At 63.7% G+C, this 17,380-nt stretch carries 17 protein-coding genes; 13 read left to right on the forward strand and 4 right to left on the reverse strand.

All coding sequences use genetic code 11. From position 1 onward, the window contains the following. Window positions 1–186 precede the first annotated feature (186 nt). From AC4QBL_RS11495 to AC4QBL_RS11555, 13 genes are all read left to right on the forward strand, one after another. The gene (locus AC4QBL_RS11495) at window positions 187–3,690 is read left to right on the forward strand and encodes a transglutaminase family protein (protein ID WP_472906988.1); all 3,504 of its coding nucleotides are present in this window, start codon (window positions 187–189) and stop codon (window positions 3,688–3,690) included. Window positions 3,691–3,781: 91 nt separating this feature from the next. After that, a complete protein-coding gene (locus tag AC4QBL_RS11500; protein ID WP_472906989.1) occupies window positions 3,782–6,466 on the forward strand; it encodes a circularly permuted type 2 ATP-grasp protein in 2,685 nt (894 codons plus the stop codon). A gap of 2 nt (window positions 6,467–6,468) precedes the next feature. Then, entirely contained in the window at window positions 6,469–7,497 is a 1,029-nt protein-coding gene (locus AC4QBL_RS11505) for a transglutaminase family protein (protein ID WP_472906990.1), read from the forward strand. Between the two features lie 194 nt (window positions 7,498–7,691). Beyond that, window positions 7,692–8,162: a RidA family protein gene (locus AC4QBL_RS11510; protein ID WP_472906991.1), complete on the forward strand. Its 471-nt coding sequence runs from the start codon at window positions 7,692–7,694 to the stop codon at window positions 8,160–8,162. Window positions 8,163–8,219: 57 nt separating this feature from the next. Beyond that, window positions 8,220–8,495 (forward strand): BrnT family toxin, encoded by a 276-nt coding sequence (locus tag AC4QBL_RS11515; protein WP_472906992.1) that lies wholly within the window; start codon window positions 8,220–8,222, stop codon window positions 8,493–8,495. Then, on the forward strand, window positions 8,458–8,748 hold the full coding sequence (locus AC4QBL_RS11520; RefSeq protein WP_472906993.1) for a BrnA antitoxin family protein: 291 nt from the start codon (window positions 8,458–8,460) through the stop codon (window positions 8,746–8,748). The genes AC4QBL_RS11515 and AC4QBL_RS11520 overlap by 38 nt, the downstream gene beginning before the upstream one ends. A 54-nt stretch (window positions 8,749–8,802) precedes the next feature. Next, complete coding sequence (locus tag AC4QBL_RS11525; RefSeq protein WP_472906994.1) at window positions 8,803–9,360, forward strand: flavin reductase family protein; 558 nt, start codon at window positions 8,803–8,805, stop codon at window positions 9,358–9,360. Between the two features lie 64 nt (window positions 9,361–9,424). Next, complete coding sequence (locus AC4QBL_RS11530; protein WP_492131586.1) at window positions 9,425–9,703, forward strand: hypothetical protein; 279 nt, start codon at window positions 9,425–9,427, stop codon at window positions 9,701–9,703. Window positions 9,704–9,728: 25 nt separating this feature from the next. After that, window positions 9,729–10,691 carry an IS5 family transposase gene (locus tag AC4QBL_RS11535; protein WP_472901589.1) on the forward strand — a complete coding sequence of 321 codons (963 nt, stop codon included), beginning with the start codon at window positions 9,729–9,731 and terminating at the stop codon, window positions 10,689–10,691. A gap of 220 nt (window positions 10,692–10,911) precedes the next feature. Beyond that, window positions 10,912–11,595 carry a hypothetical protein gene (locus tag AC4QBL_RS11540; RefSeq protein ID WP_472908243.1) on the forward strand — a complete coding sequence of 228 codons (684 nt, stop codon included), beginning with the start codon at window positions 10,912–10,914 and terminating at the stop codon, window positions 11,593–11,595. Window positions 11,596–11,735: 140 nt separating this feature from the next. Further along, entirely contained in the window at window positions 11,736–11,858 is a 123-nt protein-coding gene (locus AC4QBL_RS11545) for a type II toxin-antitoxin system Phd/YefM family antitoxin (RefSeq protein ID WP_472901833.1), read from the forward strand. A gap of 318 nt (window positions 11,859–12,176) precedes the next feature. Continuing rightward, window positions 12,177–12,422, forward strand: coding sequence for a type II toxin-antitoxin system Phd/YefM family antitoxin (locus tag AC4QBL_RS11550; protein WP_472901834.1), 246 nt, complete (start codon window positions 12,177–12,179; stop codon window positions 12,420–12,422). Continuing rightward, on the forward strand, window positions 12,419–12,682 hold the full coding sequence (locus AC4QBL_RS11555; protein ID WP_472901835.1) for a Txe/YoeB family addiction module toxin: 264 nt from the start codon (window positions 12,419–12,421) through the stop codon (window positions 12,680–12,682). Before AC4QBL_RS11550 ends, AC4QBL_RS11555 begins: the two co-directional genes overlap by 4 nt. A 97-nt stretch (window positions 12,683–12,779) precedes the next feature. Here the strand turns inward: AC4QBL_RS11555 and AC4QBL_RS11560 are convergent, their stop codons facing one another. The 4 genes from AC4QBL_RS11560 to parC form a co-directional block, all read right to left on the reverse strand. Then, the gene (locus AC4QBL_RS11560) at window positions 12,780–13,331 is read right to left on the reverse strand and encodes a phasin family protein (RefSeq protein ID WP_472908242.1); all 552 of its coding nucleotides are present in this window, start codon (window positions 13,329–13,331) and stop codon (window positions 12,780–12,782) included. A 201-nt stretch (window positions 13,332–13,532) separates the two neighbouring features. Then, window positions 13,533–14,810: an amino acid deaminase gene (locus AC4QBL_RS11565; protein WP_472908241.1), complete on the reverse strand. Its 1,278-nt coding sequence runs from the start codon at window positions 14,808–14,810 to the stop codon at window positions 13,533–13,535. Window positions 14,811–14,816: 6 nt separating this feature from the next. Then, window positions 14,817–14,990: a hypothetical protein gene (locus AC4QBL_RS11570; RefSeq protein ID WP_472908240.1), complete on the reverse strand. Its 174-nt coding sequence runs from the start codon at window positions 14,988–14,990 to the stop codon at window positions 14,817–14,819. Window positions 14,991–14,995: 5 nt separating this feature from the next. Then, window positions 14,996–17,347, reverse strand: a complete 2,352-nt coding sequence (gene parC, locus AC4QBL_RS11575; RefSeq protein ID WP_472908239.1) for a DNA topoisomerase IV subunit A — start codon at window positions 17,345–17,347, stop codon at window positions 14,996–14,998. Window positions 17,348–17,380 lie beyond the last annotated feature (33 nt).

Here is a 17,380-nt window from a genome sequence, read left to right on the forward strand (position 1 = left end):
CGGAAAAACAGGGGCGAAGTGGGACTTTTCTCCATCCGTTGCAGCCGATGCGCTTCTGCCGCGCAGGCTCCTAGGCCGGCAGCCATGGCCGTCTGGCGCAAGACTTGCTAGCATGGGTACGGGCCGCGACGGCAACGCGCGCGCCAGCGAATTCATTGTTTTTATCCCCTGTTGAAAGACACCAGCATGGCCATTCATGTTGCCCTGAGCCACATTACCCATTATCGGTACGACCGCCTGGTCAAACTCGGTCCGCAGGTGGTGCGACTGCGCCCTGCGCCACACAGCCGCACCAAGGTGTTGTCTTATTCCCAACGCATCGAGCCGGCCGGCCACTTCATCAACTGGCAGCAAGACCCGTTCGCCAACTACCAGGCCCGCCTGGTGTTTCCCGAGCCGACCACCGAGTTCAAGGTCACCATCGACCTGGTGGTGGAAATGGCGGTGCACAACCCGTTTGACTTCTTTCTGGAGCCCAAGGCCGAGAAGTTTCCGTTTGCCTACGACGCCGCCCAGCTGCAAGAGCTCGCGCCGTACCTGGCCACGGCGCCGGTCACACCCCTGCTGAAGGCCTACCTGGCCAAGGTGGACCGCACCGAGCGCCGCACCATCGACTTTCTGGTGGACGTGAACCAGATGCTGCAGCGCGATATTTCGTACACCATCCGCATGGAGCCGGGCGTGCAGACGCCAGAAGAAACGCTCACGCTGGGCAGCGGTTCCTGCCGCGACACCGGCTGGCTGATGGTGCAAATCTTGCGCCACATGGGCCTAGCGGCGCGCTTTGTGTCGGGCTACCTCATTCAGCTCAAGTCGGACGTGAAGTCGGTCGACGGCCCCAACGGCCCCGAACAAGATTTCACCGACCTGCACGCCTGGTGCGAGGTGTTTTTACCCGGCGCCGGCTGGATCGGCCTGGACCCCACCTCGGGCCTGCTGGCCGGTGAAGGCCACATTCCGCTGGCCTGCACGCCGCAGCCGTCCAGCGCGGCGCCGGTGGAAGGCGCCATGGACAAGTGCGAGGTGGAGTTCAGCCACCACATGGGCGTGACGCGGGTGTACGAGTCACCCCGCGTGACCAAGCCTTACTCCGAAGAACAATGGGCCGGCGTGCTGGCACTGGGTGAAGCGGTGGACGCCGACCTGGAAAAACACGACGTGCGCCTGACCATGGGCGGCGAACCCACCTATGTGGCCACCGCCGACCGCGACGCCGCCGAATGGAACACCGACGCCCTGGGCCCCACCAAGCGCGGCTACGCCACCGAGCTGCTGGGCCGGCTGCGCGAGCGCTACGGCGCGGGCGGCTTTGTGCACATGGGCCAGGGCAAGTGGTACCCCGGCGAGCAGCTGCCACGCTGGGCCCTTTCGCTGTTCTGGCGGGCCGACGGCGAACCCTGCTGGAACAACCCGGCGCTGCTGGCCGACGAACGCGACCAGGCCCGCTTTGACGCCGAAGACGCCCGCCGCTTCACCCAGGCGCTGGCGCGCAAGCTCGGCTTGTCCACCCAATACATCACGCCGGGTTATGAAGACACTTGGTATTACCTGTGGCGCGAACGCCGCCTGCCGGTCAACGTGGACCCGTTTGACGCCAAGCTGGACGACGAGCTGGAGCGCGCCCGCCTGCGCCGCGTGTTCACCCAGGGGCTGGACGCGACGGTGGGCTTTGTGCTGCCGCTGCAGGCCGATGGCGACGGCCCGCTGTCCAACACCGGCAAGAGCGGCTACCACCGCGTGTCGGGCACCCGCTGGTCCACCGGGCCGTGGTTCTTCCGCGACGAGCGCATGTACCTGGTGCCCGGCGACTCCCCCATGGGCTACCGCCTGCCGCTGGACTCGCTGCCCTGGGTGTCGGCGGGCGACTACCCGTACCACATCGAGCAAGACCCGCACACCGCCCGCGACCCGCTGCCCAAAGGCGCCACCGTGAAGCACCAGGTGTCGCCCCACCAGGTGGGCGGTGGTTTTGCCGAAGGGGGCACCGTGGCCATGCAGGGCATGGACTACAACGCCACCGGCCCCGCCGCGGACGGCCTGCGCCCCGGCCAGCCCGGCCCCGGCGCGGCACCGGCGCAACCGCTCTCGGCCAAGTTTCCGCAGCGCAACGAATCGGCCGCCTGGCTCACCCGCACCGCCTTGTGTGTGGAAACGCGCGACCCGCACCGCGCGAATGGCCCCAAGGCCGAAAAAGTAGGCGGCGGCAAAAACCAGCACATCTATGTGTTCATGCCGCCCATGCAGCGGCTGGAAGACTACCTGGACCTGCTCGCCGCCGTGGAAGCCACCGCCGAAAAGCTGGGCATGGCCATCGTGCTGGAAGGCTACCCGCCACCGCGCGACCCGCGCCTGAAAACGCTGCAGGTCACGCCCGACCCGGGCGTGATCGAGGTCAACATCCACCCCGCCCACAACTGGGGCGAGCTGGTGGACCACACCGAGTTTTTGTACGGCGCGGCCCACGAAACCCGGCTGTGCGCCGAAAAGTTCATGACTGATGGGCGCCACACCGGCACCGGTGGCGGCAACCACTTTGTGATGGGCGGCGCCACCCCGGCCGACTCCCCGTTTTTGCGCCGCCCCGAGCTGCTGGGCAGCCTGGTGGCCTACTGGCACAACCACCCTTCGCTGTCGTACTTGTTCAGCGGCATGTTCATTGGCCCCACCAGCCAGGCGCCGCGGGTGGACGAGGCGCGCAACGACCAGCTCTACGAACTGGAAATTGCGCTGGCGCAGATCGAGAAAAACCGCCAGACCTACGGGCAGGACATGCCCCCGTGGCTGGTGGACCGCACGCTGCGCAACATCCTGATCGATGTGACCGGCAACACCCACCGCAGCGAATTTTGTATTGACAAGCTGTATTCGCCCGACGCACCCACCGGCCGCCTGGGCCTGCTGGAACTGCGCGCGTTTGAAATGCCGCCGCACGCCCGCATGAGCATTGCGCAGCAGCTGCTGTTGCGCGCGCTGGTGTCGCGTTTCTGGCAACAGCCGTGGCACGGCAAGCTCACCCGCTGGGGCACCGAGCTGCACGACCGCTACCTGCTGCCCACCTATGTGCGCATGGACTTCCAGGACGTGCTGACCGACCTGGCCGACTTTGGCTACAAGTTCGACCCGGCCTGGTTTGAGCCGCACTTTGAATTCCGCTTCCCGCTGGTGGGCGAGGTGGCCGCGCGCGGCATCGAACTCACCCTGCGCAGCGCCCTGGAGCCCTGGCATGTGATGGGCGAAGAAGGCGCGCCGGGCGGCACCGTGCGCTATGTCGACTCGTCGCTGGAGCGCATTGAAGTACGGGTAAGCGGCTGGAACGACAGCCGCCATGTGATCACCTGCAACGGCCGCGCCCTGCCCCTGTACAGCACCGGCACCGTGGGCGAATTTGTGGCCGGCGTGCGCTACAAGGCCTGGAGCCCGCCGTCGGCGCTGCACCCGTCCATACCTGCGCACGCACCGCTCACGTTTGACATTGTGGACACCTGGATGCAACGCTCGCTGGGCGGCTGCCAGTACTTTGTGGCGCACCCGGGTGGCCGCAATTACGACACCTTCCCCATCAACGCCTACGAGGCCGAAAGCCGGCGCATGTCGCGTTTCTTCCAGATGGGCCACACGCCGGGCAAGATGGTGGTCACGCCCGCGGCGTCGAGCCGCGAGTTCCCGTGCACGCTCGACCTGCGCACCTGATCAGCACGGATCGCCGAAGTTCGTGAAGGAAGCCCCCGGAGCTCCATCGGTGCACGGGCCGCCCGCTCCCCAGCGGGCATACTCGGAGCCCGTGACAAAAGAAGCCCCCGACCCGCTGTTTGACGAGCCCAGCCCCGGCCAGCCCGGGGACTGGGCTTTGTCGCTGTCCATTCCCGCAGACGCCGGCCACCGCGACGAATTGCGCCAGCACAGGCCCGGCAAGCCAGCCAGTGACGATGCGCTGGACCCCCACTGGGCCAGTTTCTTCGAGCACATAGGCGCTGACGGTTTTGCCGACCTGAACCGCCGCGCCGACAACCTGCAGCGCCAGGTGCGCGACAACGGCGTGACCTACAACGTCTACGCCGACGCCGCCACCGGCCAGCAGCGCCCCTGGGCGCTCGACCTGTTCCCCACCATCGTCAGCCCGCAAGACTGGGCTCATATAGAAACCGGCGTATTGCAGCGCGCCCGCCTGCTCAACGCCATGATGGCCGACCTGTACGGCCCAGGCGAGCTGCTCAAGCGCGCCATGCTGCCCGCCGCGCTGGTGCAAGGCCACCCCGGCTATTTGCGCGCCATGCAAGGCGTGAAGCCGCCCGGCGGCACCTGGCTGCACATCGTCGCGTTTGACCTGGCCCACGGCCCCGACGGCCGCTGGTGGGTGGTGGGCCAGCGCACCCAGGCGCCGTCTGGGCTGGGCTATCTGCTTGAAAACCGCATCGCCATTTCGCGCCAGTTTCCACAAGCGTTTGCCGACATGAAAGTGCAGCGCCTGGCCGCCAGCTACCGCGCGCTGATGGACGGCATCAAGGCCATGGCGCCCGAGGGCGACAACGCCCGCATCGCCCTGCTCACGCCCGGCCCCTACAACGAAACCTATTTTGAGCACGCCTACCTGGCGCGTTACCTCGGCCTTACGCTGGTGGAAGGCAACGACCTCACCGTGCGCGACCAGCGCCTGTACCTCAAGACCCTGAAGGGCCTGGAGCCGGTGCACGCGCTCATCAAGCGGCTGGACGACGAGTGGCTGGACCCGCTGGAACTGCGCTCAGACTCCACCCTGGGCGTGCCCGGCCTGCTGCAGGTGCTGCGCGCGGGCAACCTGCTGCTGGCCAACGCACCGGGCTCGGCGCCCCTCGAATCCAGCGCCCTGCTGGGCTTCTTGCCCGCCATCAGCCGCCACCTGCTGGGCGAAGAACTGGCCCTGCCGTCGCTGGCCACCTGGTGGTGCGGCGAAGACGCGGCCCTGCGCGAGGTGCTGCCGCTGTTGAAAAACAGCGTGATCAAGCCCACCTACCCGCGCTCGGGCCTGGAAACCGCCATGGGCCAGAGCCTGAGCGCGCGCGAACTCGACGAATGGTCGGGCCGCATGGTGCGCCACCCCGAGGACTACACCGTGCAGGCCTGGCTGCCACTCAGCCAGACGCCCACCTGGGCCGACGAGCGCCCCCGTGGTTGGCCGGACCGTACCAAAAACGACGGCACCCCATCAGCAGGCCAGGCAGCGCCTGGGGTCGGGTCCATTGCGCCGCGCTCGGCCATGCTGCGCGTGTTTGCCCTGGCCGACGGCCCGCAAAGCTGGCGGGTGCTACCCGGCGGCCTGGTGCGGCTGGCACCGCGCGGCCAACTCATTGCCGCCATGCAGCGCGGCGGCAGCAGCGCCGACTGCTGGGTGCTCACCGAAGGCGCGGTGGACCGCACCACGCTGCTGCAGTCAGCGCCCAGCACCCTGACCATTGCCACCCAGAAACGCCCGGTCACCAGCCGCGCCGCTGAAAACCTGTTTTGGCTCGGCCGTTACACCGAACGCACCGAAAACAGCATCCGGCTAACGCAGATCGTGCTGAACCAGCTCAGCGGCGAAGAACCCAGCTCCCCCGCGCTCATGGCCTGGCTGTCGGCCACCGCCCGCGAACACTCGCTGGTGCTGCCCGACGTGCCCGGCGCCGCACAGTCGCCGCGCGTGTTTGCGCGCAGCCTCATCGCCGCGCTGTCGCCAGCGGCGGGCAGCCCGCAGGCGGCGCAATCGTTCAGCGTGGGCTTCAACCTGCGGGCGCTCAAAGCGTCGGCAGCCCAGGTGCGCGAACGCCTGTCGCAAGAACACTGGAACCTCATCGAACGCACCGAAGCCGCCTTTGCCCGCGACTGCGCCGCGCTGTCCACCGACGCCGAATACGCCACCGCCGAAGCCCTGAGCGCGCTGCAAAACGCCAGCGAACTGCTGGCCGCCATCACCGGCTCACAAACCGACCGCATGGTGCGCGACGACGGCTGGCGCCTGCTCTCCGTGGGCCGCCACATTGAACGGCTGATCACGCTGTCGCGCGCGCTCATGCTCGGGCTGGAACACCACTGCCTGCACGACGCCGAAGGCTTCGAGGCTGTGGTGGCGCTGTTTGACAGCACCATCACCTTCCACGCCATGTACCAGCAGCGGCGCGACATGGTCGCCCTGATCGACCTGCTGGTGCTCGACCGCGACAACCCCCGCTCGCTCGCCTGGGTGGTGCAAACCCTGCGCTCGCGCCTGGCCAAGCTGGCCCAGAGCGTCACCCCGCAAGACGCCGAACTCGCCTTGGCCCTGCCCGACCCCGACACCTGGGTGCTCACCGACCTGAGCAACTGGCAGCGCTCGCCCGAGGGCCAGCGCACCTGGGGCGACCTGGTCGCCCTGCTGGAAGCCTGCGAACAGGCGGCCGGCAACCTGTCCAACGAGATTTCGCGACTGCACTTCAGCCACGCGGACCGGCAAAACCAGAGCCTGGGAGCCTGAGCGTGTTGCTTCGCATCATTCACCGCACCACCTACCACTACCAGGGCAGCATCGACATGGCGCAGCACATGGTGCACCTGTCGCCAGTGGTCACACCGTGGCAGCAGGTGCGGTCGCACACCCTGCGCGTGCACCCCGAGCCCGCCAGCCGCAGCCAGGCCACCGACGTGTTTGGCAACTTGCGCCACTTTTTTTCGCTGCAGGCGCCCCACGATACGCTCATTGTGGAAGCCGACAGCGAAGTGGAAACTTCCGCGCCTGGCGAACTGCCCCACAGCGCCGCCTGGCAAAAGCTCACCTGGGAAACCGTGCGCGAGCACTTTCGCTACCGTGCCCAAGCCCCGTTTGACCCTGCCAGCGAATTCCTGTTTGCCTCGCCCTACGTGCCGCGCGACGACGCTTTTGCCGCCTTCGCCCGCCCCGCATTCAAGCCCGGCTTGCCCATGCTGACCGCTGCGCGCGCGCTCATGGAGCGCATCCACACCGAGCTGAAATACGAGACCGCCAGCACCGAAGTCAACACCCCCGCGCTGCAAGCGCTGGAACAAGGCAAGGGCGTCTGCCAAGACTTCGCCCACATCATGCTCGGCTGCCTGCGCAGCCTGGGCCTGCCCGCGCGGTATGTGAGCGGCTACCTGCTCACCCAGCCGCCCCCCGGCAAGCCCCGCCTCATCGGCGCCGACGCCTCGCACGCCTGGGTATCGGTCTACGTGCCGTATCCACCCGACTTCCAAGAGCGCGTGCCGCGCCAGGCAGCAGCTGACGACAAGCCAGCGTCCGACATCGGCGACCGCCTGGCAACCGGGCCAAGCACCGCAGCCGGCGCCTGGTTTGACTTCGACCCCACCAACAACCGCTGTGGCTGGGGCAGCCCCGGCGAAGACTACGTCACCCTTGCCACCGGCCGCGACTTCGCCGACGTCTCCCCCATGCGCGGCGTCATCCAGGGCGGCGCCCAGCACACCCTGGAAGTGGGCGTGACCGTGGCCCCCCCCGACGAACTGGCCGCGCTGCAAGCGCCAGTCCCCTGAGCCCACCGCACCGTTTGGGCCGAACCCCGCCTACCGTTTGGGCCGAACCCCGCCTACCGTTCGGGCTGAGCCTGTCGAAGCCCCGCAGCCACCGCGCCACCCCATGAATCCGCCTGATACAGCGGGTTCAGCCCAGACCCGGTCGATAGAATGACCCGACCCCATCCCCATCCGACCATTCAGGAGCCTTCACCATGAGCGTTTACACCAAACTGGCCCAACTCGGCATCGAACTGCCCCCCGTCTCCATCCCCGCCGCCGCCTATGTGCCCTTTGTGCAAACCGGCAACCTCGTTTTCCTCAGCGGCCACATCGCCAAAAAAGACGGCAAACCCTGGGTTGGCCAGCTCGGCCTGACCATGGACACCGAAGAAGGCAAAGCCGCCGCCCGAGCCATCGCCATCGACCTCATGGGCACCCTGGCCGCCGCCTGCCTGGCTGCCGGAAAGACCCTCGACGACGTCAAACGCATCGTCAAAGTCATGAGCCTGGTCAACAGCACCGGCACCTTCACCGAACAGCACCTGGTTACCAACGGCGCCAGCGAACTCTTCGGCGAAGTGTTTGGCCCACAGGTTGGCGCACATGCGCGCAGCGCGTTTGGCGTGGCGCAAATTCCCATGGGCGCGTGCGTGGAAATTGAGCTGATTGCTGAGCTGGGGTGATTCCACAACGACAGCTTCGGCGTTGCCTTCATTGGTTTATGTAGATACACTAACCTCATGCGAATTTCCTACGATCCCGCGAAACGAGCGAAAACGCTCACACAACGGGGTCTGGATTTCGAAGACGCCGTCTGGGTGTTTGAAGACACCACCGTGGAAGTGGATGACGAACGCAAAGACTACGGTGAACGCCGCGTCATCTGCTATGGCTTGCTCGACGGCAGGCTGGTGGTGATCGGCTACACACCTCGTGGCGAAGTGCGCCACATCTTCAGCATGAGAAAGGCCAACGACCGTGAACAAACCCGACTCGCGCAAACCTTTGGGCTCTGACCTCGCCCAGGTCGACGCCCACCAAGTCAAGCCACACGAATACAAGGAGCTGCCTGAGCTGACGGACGACATGCTCGCCCGCGCCGTGGTCAACAAGGGCGGCCGCCCGCGTGCAGAAAACCCGCGCCAGCTCATCAGCCTGCGCTTGCCACCCGAAGTGATCGAGCGCTGGCGCTCCACCGGGCCTGGCTGGCAAAGCCGCATGGCCGAACGCCTGGCCAAAGGACCACTCCCCCGCTCGACTCGCGCATAGACACAACCAAAGTGTCCCATCAAACAACCTTCAGGAAGGTGTGAGGACATGCCCATGCAGCCCGTCCCACTCGACAAGGCCAGCCGCCTGCTCAACCACGGCCCCACTGTGCTGGTGGGTAGCGCGCACGCCGGGCGCGTCAACGTCATGGCTGCGGCCTGGGCCATGCCGCTGGACTTCACGCCGCCCAAGCTGGCGGTCGTCATCGACAAAGCCACCCTCACCCGCGAACTCGTGGACGCCAGCGGGGTGCTCAGCGTCTGCGTGCCCTGCGTCGCCCAGGCCGACCTGACCCGCGCGGTGGGCGGCGAGAGTGGCAAAGACCACCCCGACAAACTGCAACGCTGCGGCGTGGTCTTCGAACTCGGGCCTCTCACGGCCTGCCCGCTGGTGCAAGGTGCCATCGCCTGGATGGAATGCCGCGTGTTGCCCGCCACCGCGCATGTAGCGGGACCACACGACCTGATCTTGGCCGAAGTGGTCAGCGCCTGGGCCGATGAACGGGTGTTCAGCCGCGGGCGCTGGCACTTCGAGAATGCATCCAGTGAACTGCGCAGCCTACACCATGTGGCAGGTGGATTCTTCTACAGGATTGATGGAAAAGCGGTCTGACACAGTTAATCAAAAAGCATCTACGCCATTAAAGGACGAAGTCAAACCAATACCTCGCTTAAAAATGAAATTCTTCAAAGATCAATCTTTTGCCCTCTTTTTTCTCTATGACGAACTGCAATTTTGCACAAATGATATCCCAGACATGATAGTAGACAAAAGCGGAAACTCATTGGTGATAGCAGCACGAGGCGGCGAACAAACAGATGGGATTCATATACTTGACAACGGCAAACACTTAGTCAAAGGCAACAACCCAGAAAATGGATGGCTGGACATTTATTTGGCCACAAATCATTTAAGGAAACTCTGCAAAACCACCCCAGCGGCATGGCAGATGTAAGCCCAGCGCGGCACACTCGGGCACCATGAAACAAAGCAGCTTTGACTTGAACCTGAGCACGCGCAAGACCCGCAAGCAGGTGTTTTTGCAGCAGATGGAAACCGTGGTTCCATGGGCTGCCCTGGTCGAGCTGATAGCCCCGTATTACAGCGAAGGGCGCAATGGTCGCCCACCCTTTGCGCTGGAGACGATGCTGCGAGTGCACTTCATGCAGCAGTGGTTCAGTCTGTCAGACCCGGCCATGGAGGAAGCCTTCTTCGACACACCGCTTTACCGCGAATTCGCTCAGCTCGATACCTTTGGCCGACTGCCCGACGAGAGCACCATTCTTCGGTTCCGCCACAGGCTGGAGAAACACAAGCTGGCCGATCAGATCCTGGCCACCGTCAACGAACTGCTGCAGCAGCGCGGCTTGCTGCTCAAGGCCGGCACCGCTGTAGATGCCACCCTCATCGCCGCGCCCAGCTCCACCAAGAACAAAGACAAAGCGCGAGACCCCGAGATGCACTCGAGCCAAAAGGGCAACGAGTGGCACTTTGGCATGAAAGCCCACATAGGCGTGGATGCCGACTCGGGCTTGGTGCACACCGTGCGAGGCACCTCGGGCAACGTAGCCGATGTCACCGAGGGCAACAGCCTGCTGCATGGTCAAGAGACCGACGTGTTCGGTGACGCGGGCTACCAAGGCGCAGACAAGCGCCCCGATGCAAAAGCCAGCCACAAATGGCATGTGGCCATGCGCCCAGGCAAGCGCAAGAAGCTGGACAAAGACAGCAACTCGAGGGATGCGCTGATCGACAAAGTCGAGAAGATCAAGGCCGGGATTCGCGCCAAGGTGGAGCACCCGTTTCGGGTGATCAAGCGCCAGTTTGGCTTCACGAAGGTGCGATATCGGGGTCTGAAGAAGAACACCTTGCAGATCAAGACGCTGTTTGCGTTGTCCAACTTGTGGATGGCCCGTCACAAACTGATCGGAGCACAGGCGTGAGTGCGACCGAAACCGGGTCAGTGGCCCTCAGGCGGCCCCAAATGGGGCAAACCGGATACGAATTCCAACCCAAACTGGGCCGGATCGCGCGAAAGCTCATCGGACGAAACTCCGTCAGGCACGTAACACGCTGGCTGGTGGGTTTTTCAGAGCATCCTTAACAAACGAGGAGAAGAATAATATATTTCAAAACAAACAAGACCTAGATTCCATAAATCATGTGATTTCACTTGGAAGTTCAAAGTTCGTCAAACATTTGGTCATTCTAGCTTACTCAGATGGCACAGAATGCGAGAATACACCAGACCGCTGCATAATTAAATCAAAAGTTGGCGGCCCTGAAATTGTCGCGGAGTTCATGCTATCGAAATTCGTCAACAATTTCCGAAGACTAACAAATGAACAAATAGAAAGAGGAGAAATCCCGACGCAAATTGAATACAACAACGACACTACAAGTTCACGCAGGTACACATTCGACTTTAGTCTAGCAGAATCACTTGCAGAATTAGACCCAACCGATGACAGCAATGTGGAAGTGGAAATGGATGGAAGCATTTGGGGAGAAGCATTTTCACGATATCAATTCAACATCAACAACGATGCCGTCAACAAGCTCGCAAAGGAGTTGACAATTCCAGATAGAGTCTTCGCAGTGTTGACACAAGAACAAAAAGAGACACTCAAAAATCAAATTCCAAAAATATTAATAGAGAGAATGGATTTCATTGGTCGTGAAATTTTCGGGCAAAAATTCCCTAGCTACGAAAGCCACATTAGACACCTTGATTCAATTGCCAGGTCCAGAAGCTGGGACCAATCAATGAGCGACCTGCTTGGCGCGGAAGGAAGATACCTTGGCAACGGAATTTCCTATAACAGCGATGGAACCCTTGAAGACTAATAATAGGCAAACCAGCAAGGGGGTCCGGCACGGCACGTAAACAGCGGGGTCAAGTCTTGCCTTTTGCCCAAAAAACCCAGCCAGGATCGACTTGACGTAACGTACTGAAAACGTACGCCTCAGGATCGCGGGCGAAAGCCATGCCCTCCACCCTCACCGCCAGCGAAGCCCGCGCCAACCTCTACCGCCTGATGGACCAGGCGGCAGAGTCGCACCAGCCTGTGACCATCATTGGCAAACGCAACGACGCGGTGCTGGTTTAGGCTGAGGACTGGCAGGCGATCCAGGAAACGCTGACTCTGCTCTCAGTGCCGGGAATGCGCAAGTCGATCAAGGAAGGCATGGCCGAGCCGGTGGACGGTTGCACCACGGAGCTGGACGGTGAGCTGGGCCGTCGTCTTCGCAAAGCACGACCTGAAAGTGGCTCGGGCACGAGGGTCAGGTCTTGCCTTTTGCCCACGCGCGGGCATGAGAGGGTCGTGGGCATGAGGGTCAGATACCGTCTTGCCTTTTGCCACCAAAATTTCCAGCTTGACCAAACGTACCTAAAAACGTACGCTCATCAACATCAGGAGCTCACCATGACCACCACCCTTACCGCCAGCGAAGCCCGCGCCAACCTCTACCGCCTGATGGATCAGGCAGCCGAGTCGCACCATCCGGTGACCATTGTGGGCAAGCGCAACAATGCCGTGCTGGTGTCTGCCGAAGACTGGCGAGCGATCCAGGAAACGTTGTATTTGCTTTCTGTGCCGGGCATGCGTGAGTCGATCAAGGAAGGCATGGCCGAGCCGTTAGACGGCTGCGCCACGGAGCTGGACTGGTGAACTGGGAGCTTGTCTTCACCAAACACGCGCAAAAGGACGCCCAGAAGCTAGCCGCCAGTGGCTTGAAAGCCAAAGCGCAGGAACTGCTGGCTGTGATGACAGAGAACCCTTTTCAGAACCCGCCGCCTTACGAGAAGCTGGTGGGTGATTTGGCAGGGGCGTATTCACGGCGCATCAACATCCAGCACCGGCTTGTGTACCAGGTGCTCGAAAAAGAGCGCTTGGTGAAAGTGTTGCGCATGTGGTCGCACTACGCGTAACCGCAGCTAACGGGCCACGCACCCACGCAAAAAAGGCTCCCGAAGGAGCTTTTTTGGTGGAGCCAACGGCCCAAAGACCGTTTGCGTCAGACCGGAATCAGACAGCCTTGGCGGCTTTTTTCACCATGTCGGTGGTCTGCTTGGTGGCCACGGCAAAGTTGGCCTGGGCGGCTGCCGTGGCTTTCTTGATGCTGGCCTGGGCCGACTCAACAGCTTTCTGGCTGTTGCTCAGGGCGCTCTGGAAAGCGGCCACAGCGGTTTCGGAACCGGCTGGTGCGCTCTTGACGAGCTGGTCCACCGAGGCGCCGAAGGCTTTTTGTGCGTCGGCCATGTTGGCTTCGATCTGCTTGGTGATGTCGGCGCTGCCTTCGGTGGCAATGCTCTGCACGTGCTGGAAGTAAGCGGTGGACTTTTCAGCCAGGGGCTGGAAGAAACCGGTTTGCAGTGTCATGAATTCCTGGGGCGTCTTGGCCGACATGGCGGCTTTGGCGTGGCTGAAGGACTCGCTCACGGCGGCTTTGCCAGCGGCCATGTTGAGTTCCACCAGCTTTTCTGCACCGGTGAAGGCCTTTTTGAAGGCGGCTTCGAAGGCTTCCATGTTGGCTTTGTTGGCGGCGATGATCTGGTCGGCGGGGTTGTTCATGTTCATTTCGGTTTCCTTAATGTGGAGGTGACAGGGGAGCCGCCGGTAGAACATGCATCGGGTCGCCGATTTATGTTGCAGTGCAGCATGGGTTGAATTCTACGGGTATTCCCGCAGATGGCAAGTGTTTTTGCTGCGCTGCAACAAAGTTAGAGGCATTCCCCCAACAACGTCACAAAGTCCGCGCCGGGGGCGTGGCGGTGGCGCTCAAAACCAGGTGGTCACAGCGTCCACCACGCGGTAGGTGTCGTCCACCACCGGGAGCCAGCGCCATTTGTCGAACGTGGTGCACGGGTGCGATATGCCGCTGGCCACGGTGTCGCCCAGGCCGGGCCATTCGGCCTCGGGCGCTGCCGGGTCGTAGCGCAGGTAGGCGTGCTGGTCGTTCAGGGCGTCTATGCGCCAGTGGCTCGGCACCGGCTGTGGCGCCGCACCGTTGCCGGGTGAGCGCCACACGGGCTGCGGCAGGTCCAGGTCGTACGACACATCGCGCTTGCCCATGCCCAGCAGCGCCAGGCCCGGCTCGGGCTGGCTCTGCACGCAGGCCAGCACTTCCAGGGCGGGCTTGAGCGTTTCGCGCAGGTTCAGGCGCTCGCCCACGCAGCACAGGTAGCGCGTGTAGCGCTGGTGGTCGTGCGTGAGGTAACAGCCCGAGCGCAGCACGCCGCGCACCGGGCGACCCAGCGGGGGTGTGAGCCGTTCGGCCACCAGGTCAAAAATGGCCGAGCCGCCGGCCGTGAGGATGATCTCGTCTTGTGCGAACCAGCCGCACGCGATGGCTTCTCGCGCGATCGCGTCCACGCGGTCCATGAGGTGCTGCACGGTGGCGCGGTCTTGGGCGTGGTCACAGGTGGCGGTGGTGCCTTCGTAACACTCAATGCCCGCCAACCGCAGCGCCGGGCTGGCCGCAATGCGCTGGGCAAGGTGCCGCGCTTGCTCTGCCGTGCGGCAGCCGGTGCGCTGGCCGGTCATGCCCAGTTCCAGCAGCACCTCAAACTGGCCCTTGAAACCACGGGCCGCAGCCCAGGCTTCAATCTGGTCCACCTGCCCGAGCGAATCCACCAGAAACAAAGAACGCAGCGCCGACCGCTGTGCGTGCAGCAGCGCCAGCGCGTCCAGCTCGGCGCGCTGCATCACCTGGTTGGCGATCAGCAGCACCGGCACGCCGTGGCGCGCACCCACGGCCGCCTGGAACACGGTGGCAAAGCTGATGCCCCAGGCGCCGGCGTCCAGCTGCATCTGCCACAGCTCGGGCGACATGGTGGTTTTGCCGTGTGGCGCCAGATGCAGGCCACGCTGGGCGCAAAAATCGCGCATCCAGTGCAGGTTGTGCTGCAGGGCGCTTTGTTTGATGACGGCCAGCGGCAAGGCCAGGTCGCCGCGCAGCAGTTGCCAGCCTTGTTCGGCAATGTGTTCGCGCAACAGTGGCGCCTGGCCGGCTGGGAAGCCCTTGAGATGGGGGCCAAAGGTGCATGCGGCGGGCATGGCGCTTCAGTTGCGCTTCTTGCGCGCCTGCGCACGCCGCACCTGGCGGCTTTGCCCGGCCAGTTGCTGCTGCGCCTGCTGTGCCGCACGGCGGGCACGCACGCGCTTGCCCAGGGAGCGGGCCACGATGAAGGCCAGCACAGCGCTGGCCACGATGACGAACAAGGCAGTGGTGTCCATACCGCTCACTCCACCCGCGTGATGCGGTTGGGCTTGAAGCCCAGGTCGGCCGCCTTGCCTTTGCGGCCACGGGCGGCGCGGGCGTTGTTGAGGCTGCGAATCTCCAGCGTTTCGTCGCGCTCTTTGCCACCACGGCCGATGCCTTCGATCTTCACGCTGCGGGTGTAAGCCGCTGCACCCGCCAGGGTGTCTTTGGCGTCCAGGTCAATCAGCATCAAACCGCGCCCGCCTTTTTCCATGGCCTTGAGTTCGGCGATTTCAAAGGTCAGGATGCGCCCGCCGGTGGAGGCGCAGGCCACATGCGTGGCCGCATTCAGCGGCTGGCCGCCCGAGGTGTTGGCTGCGTGCGACGGTGCGCAAATGGTTTCGCCCTCGCCCACGCTGATGAAGGCCTTGCCGGCTTTCTGGCGCGACACCAGGTTGTCCACCGTGGCCAAAAACCCGTAGCCACCGGTGCTGGCGAGCAGCAGCGTGGCGTTGGCCGGGCCGGCAAAGTAGTGCATGGGCTGCGTGCCGCTTTCCAGCTCGATGAGCGTGGTAATCGGCTGGCCGTCGCCACGCGCACCGGGCAAGCTGGCCACGGGCACGCTGTACACGCGGCCATTGCTGCCGAACACGATCAGCGTGTCCACCGTGCGGCATTCAAACGTGCCGTACAGGCCGTCGCCGGCCTTGAACGCAAAGCTGCCCGCCTCGTGGCCGTGGCCGGTGCGGGCGCGCACCCAGCCCTTGCTGGAGATGACGACCGTGACCGGCTCGTCCACCACCTTGATTTCGGCCACGGCCTTTTTCTCGGCCTGAATCAGCGTGCGGCGCGCGTCGGCAAAGGTCTTGGCGTCGGCCTCGATCTCTTTCACCATCAGGCGCTTCAGGCTCCCGGGGTTCCCCAAAATGTCTTCCAGCTTGCCCTGCTCTTCGCGCAGCGTGCTCAGTTCTTGCTCAATCTTGATGGCTTCTAGCCGCGCAAGCTGGCGCAGGCGAATTTCCAGAATGTCTTCGGCCTGGCGGTCGCTGAGCTTGAAGCGCTCGATCAGCGCGGCCTTGGGCTCGTCGCTCTGGCGGATGATGGCAATCACCTCGTCAATATTGAGCAACACCAGCTGGCGGCCTTCCAGAATATGGATGCGGTCGAGCACCTTGTTCAGCCGGTGCTGCGAGCGCCGCACGATGGTGGTCTGGCGGAACTCGATCCATTCGCTCAGCATGAGCCGCAGGCTCTTTTGCGTGGGCCGCCCGTCCAGGCCGATCATGGTCAGGTTGATGGGCGACGAGCTTTCCAGGCTGGTGTGGGCCAGCAGCGCGGTGATGAGCTCCTGCTGCTCGATGCGGCTGCTCTTGGGCTCAAACACCAGTCGCACCGGGGCGTCCTTGCTCGACTCGTCGCGCACCACGTCCAGCACCATCAGCATGCTGGCTTTGAGCTGCGTCTGGTCCTGGCTAAGCGCCTTCTTGCCAGCTTTCACCTTGGGGTTGGTGATTTCTTCAATTTCTTCCAGCACCCGCTGGCTGCTCACGCCGGGTGGCAGCTCGTTCACCACCAGCTGCCACTGGCCGCGCGCCAGGTCTTCAATTTTCCAGCGCGCGCGCACTTTGAGGCTGCCGCGGCCGGTGCGGTAGGCGTCGGCAATGTCACCGGCCGGGCTGATGATCTGGCCGCCGCCGGGGTAGTCCGGGCCGGGCAGGATCGTCAGCAGGTCTTCTTCACTGAGTTTGGGGTTCTTGATCAGCGCCACGCAGGCGTCGGCCACTTCGCGCAGGTTGTGGCTGGGGATTTCGGTGGCCAGGCCCACGGCGATGCCACTGGCGCCGTTGAGCAGGTTGAACGGCAAGCGAGCGGGCAACTGCTTGGGCTCTTCGAACGATCCGTCGTAGGTGGGGATGAAGTCCACCGTGCCTTCGTCAATCTCGTCGATCAACAAGCTGGTGATCCTGGCCAGCCGGGCTTCGGTGTAGCGCATGGCGGCAGCGCCGTCGCCGTCGCGGCTGCCAAAGTTGCCCTGGCCGTCGATCAGCGGGTAACGCTGGCTGAAGTCTTGCGCCATGCGCACCAGCGCGTCGTAGGCGGCGCTGTCGCCGTGCGGGTGGTACTTACCCAGCACATCACCCACCACGCGCGCACTCTTGACCGGCTTGGCTGCGGTGTTGTTGTTCGGCCCGGAAAAGCCCAGTCCCATGCGGTCCATGGCAAACAGAATGCGCCGCTGCACCGGCTTCTGGCCATCGCACACATCGGGCAGCGCACGGCCCTTCACGACGGACAGCGCGTATTCCAGGTAAGCCCGCTGGGCGTAGCTGGCCAGGTTGTCTTCGCCGGGCAACTCTGCCGGTGCGAGATCGAGTTCAGGGGTATCGTTCATGGGGTTTCAGGCATTCGTACAAACAGGCGCGTG

Source organism: Hydrogenophaga sp. L99 (assembly GCF_058731905.1).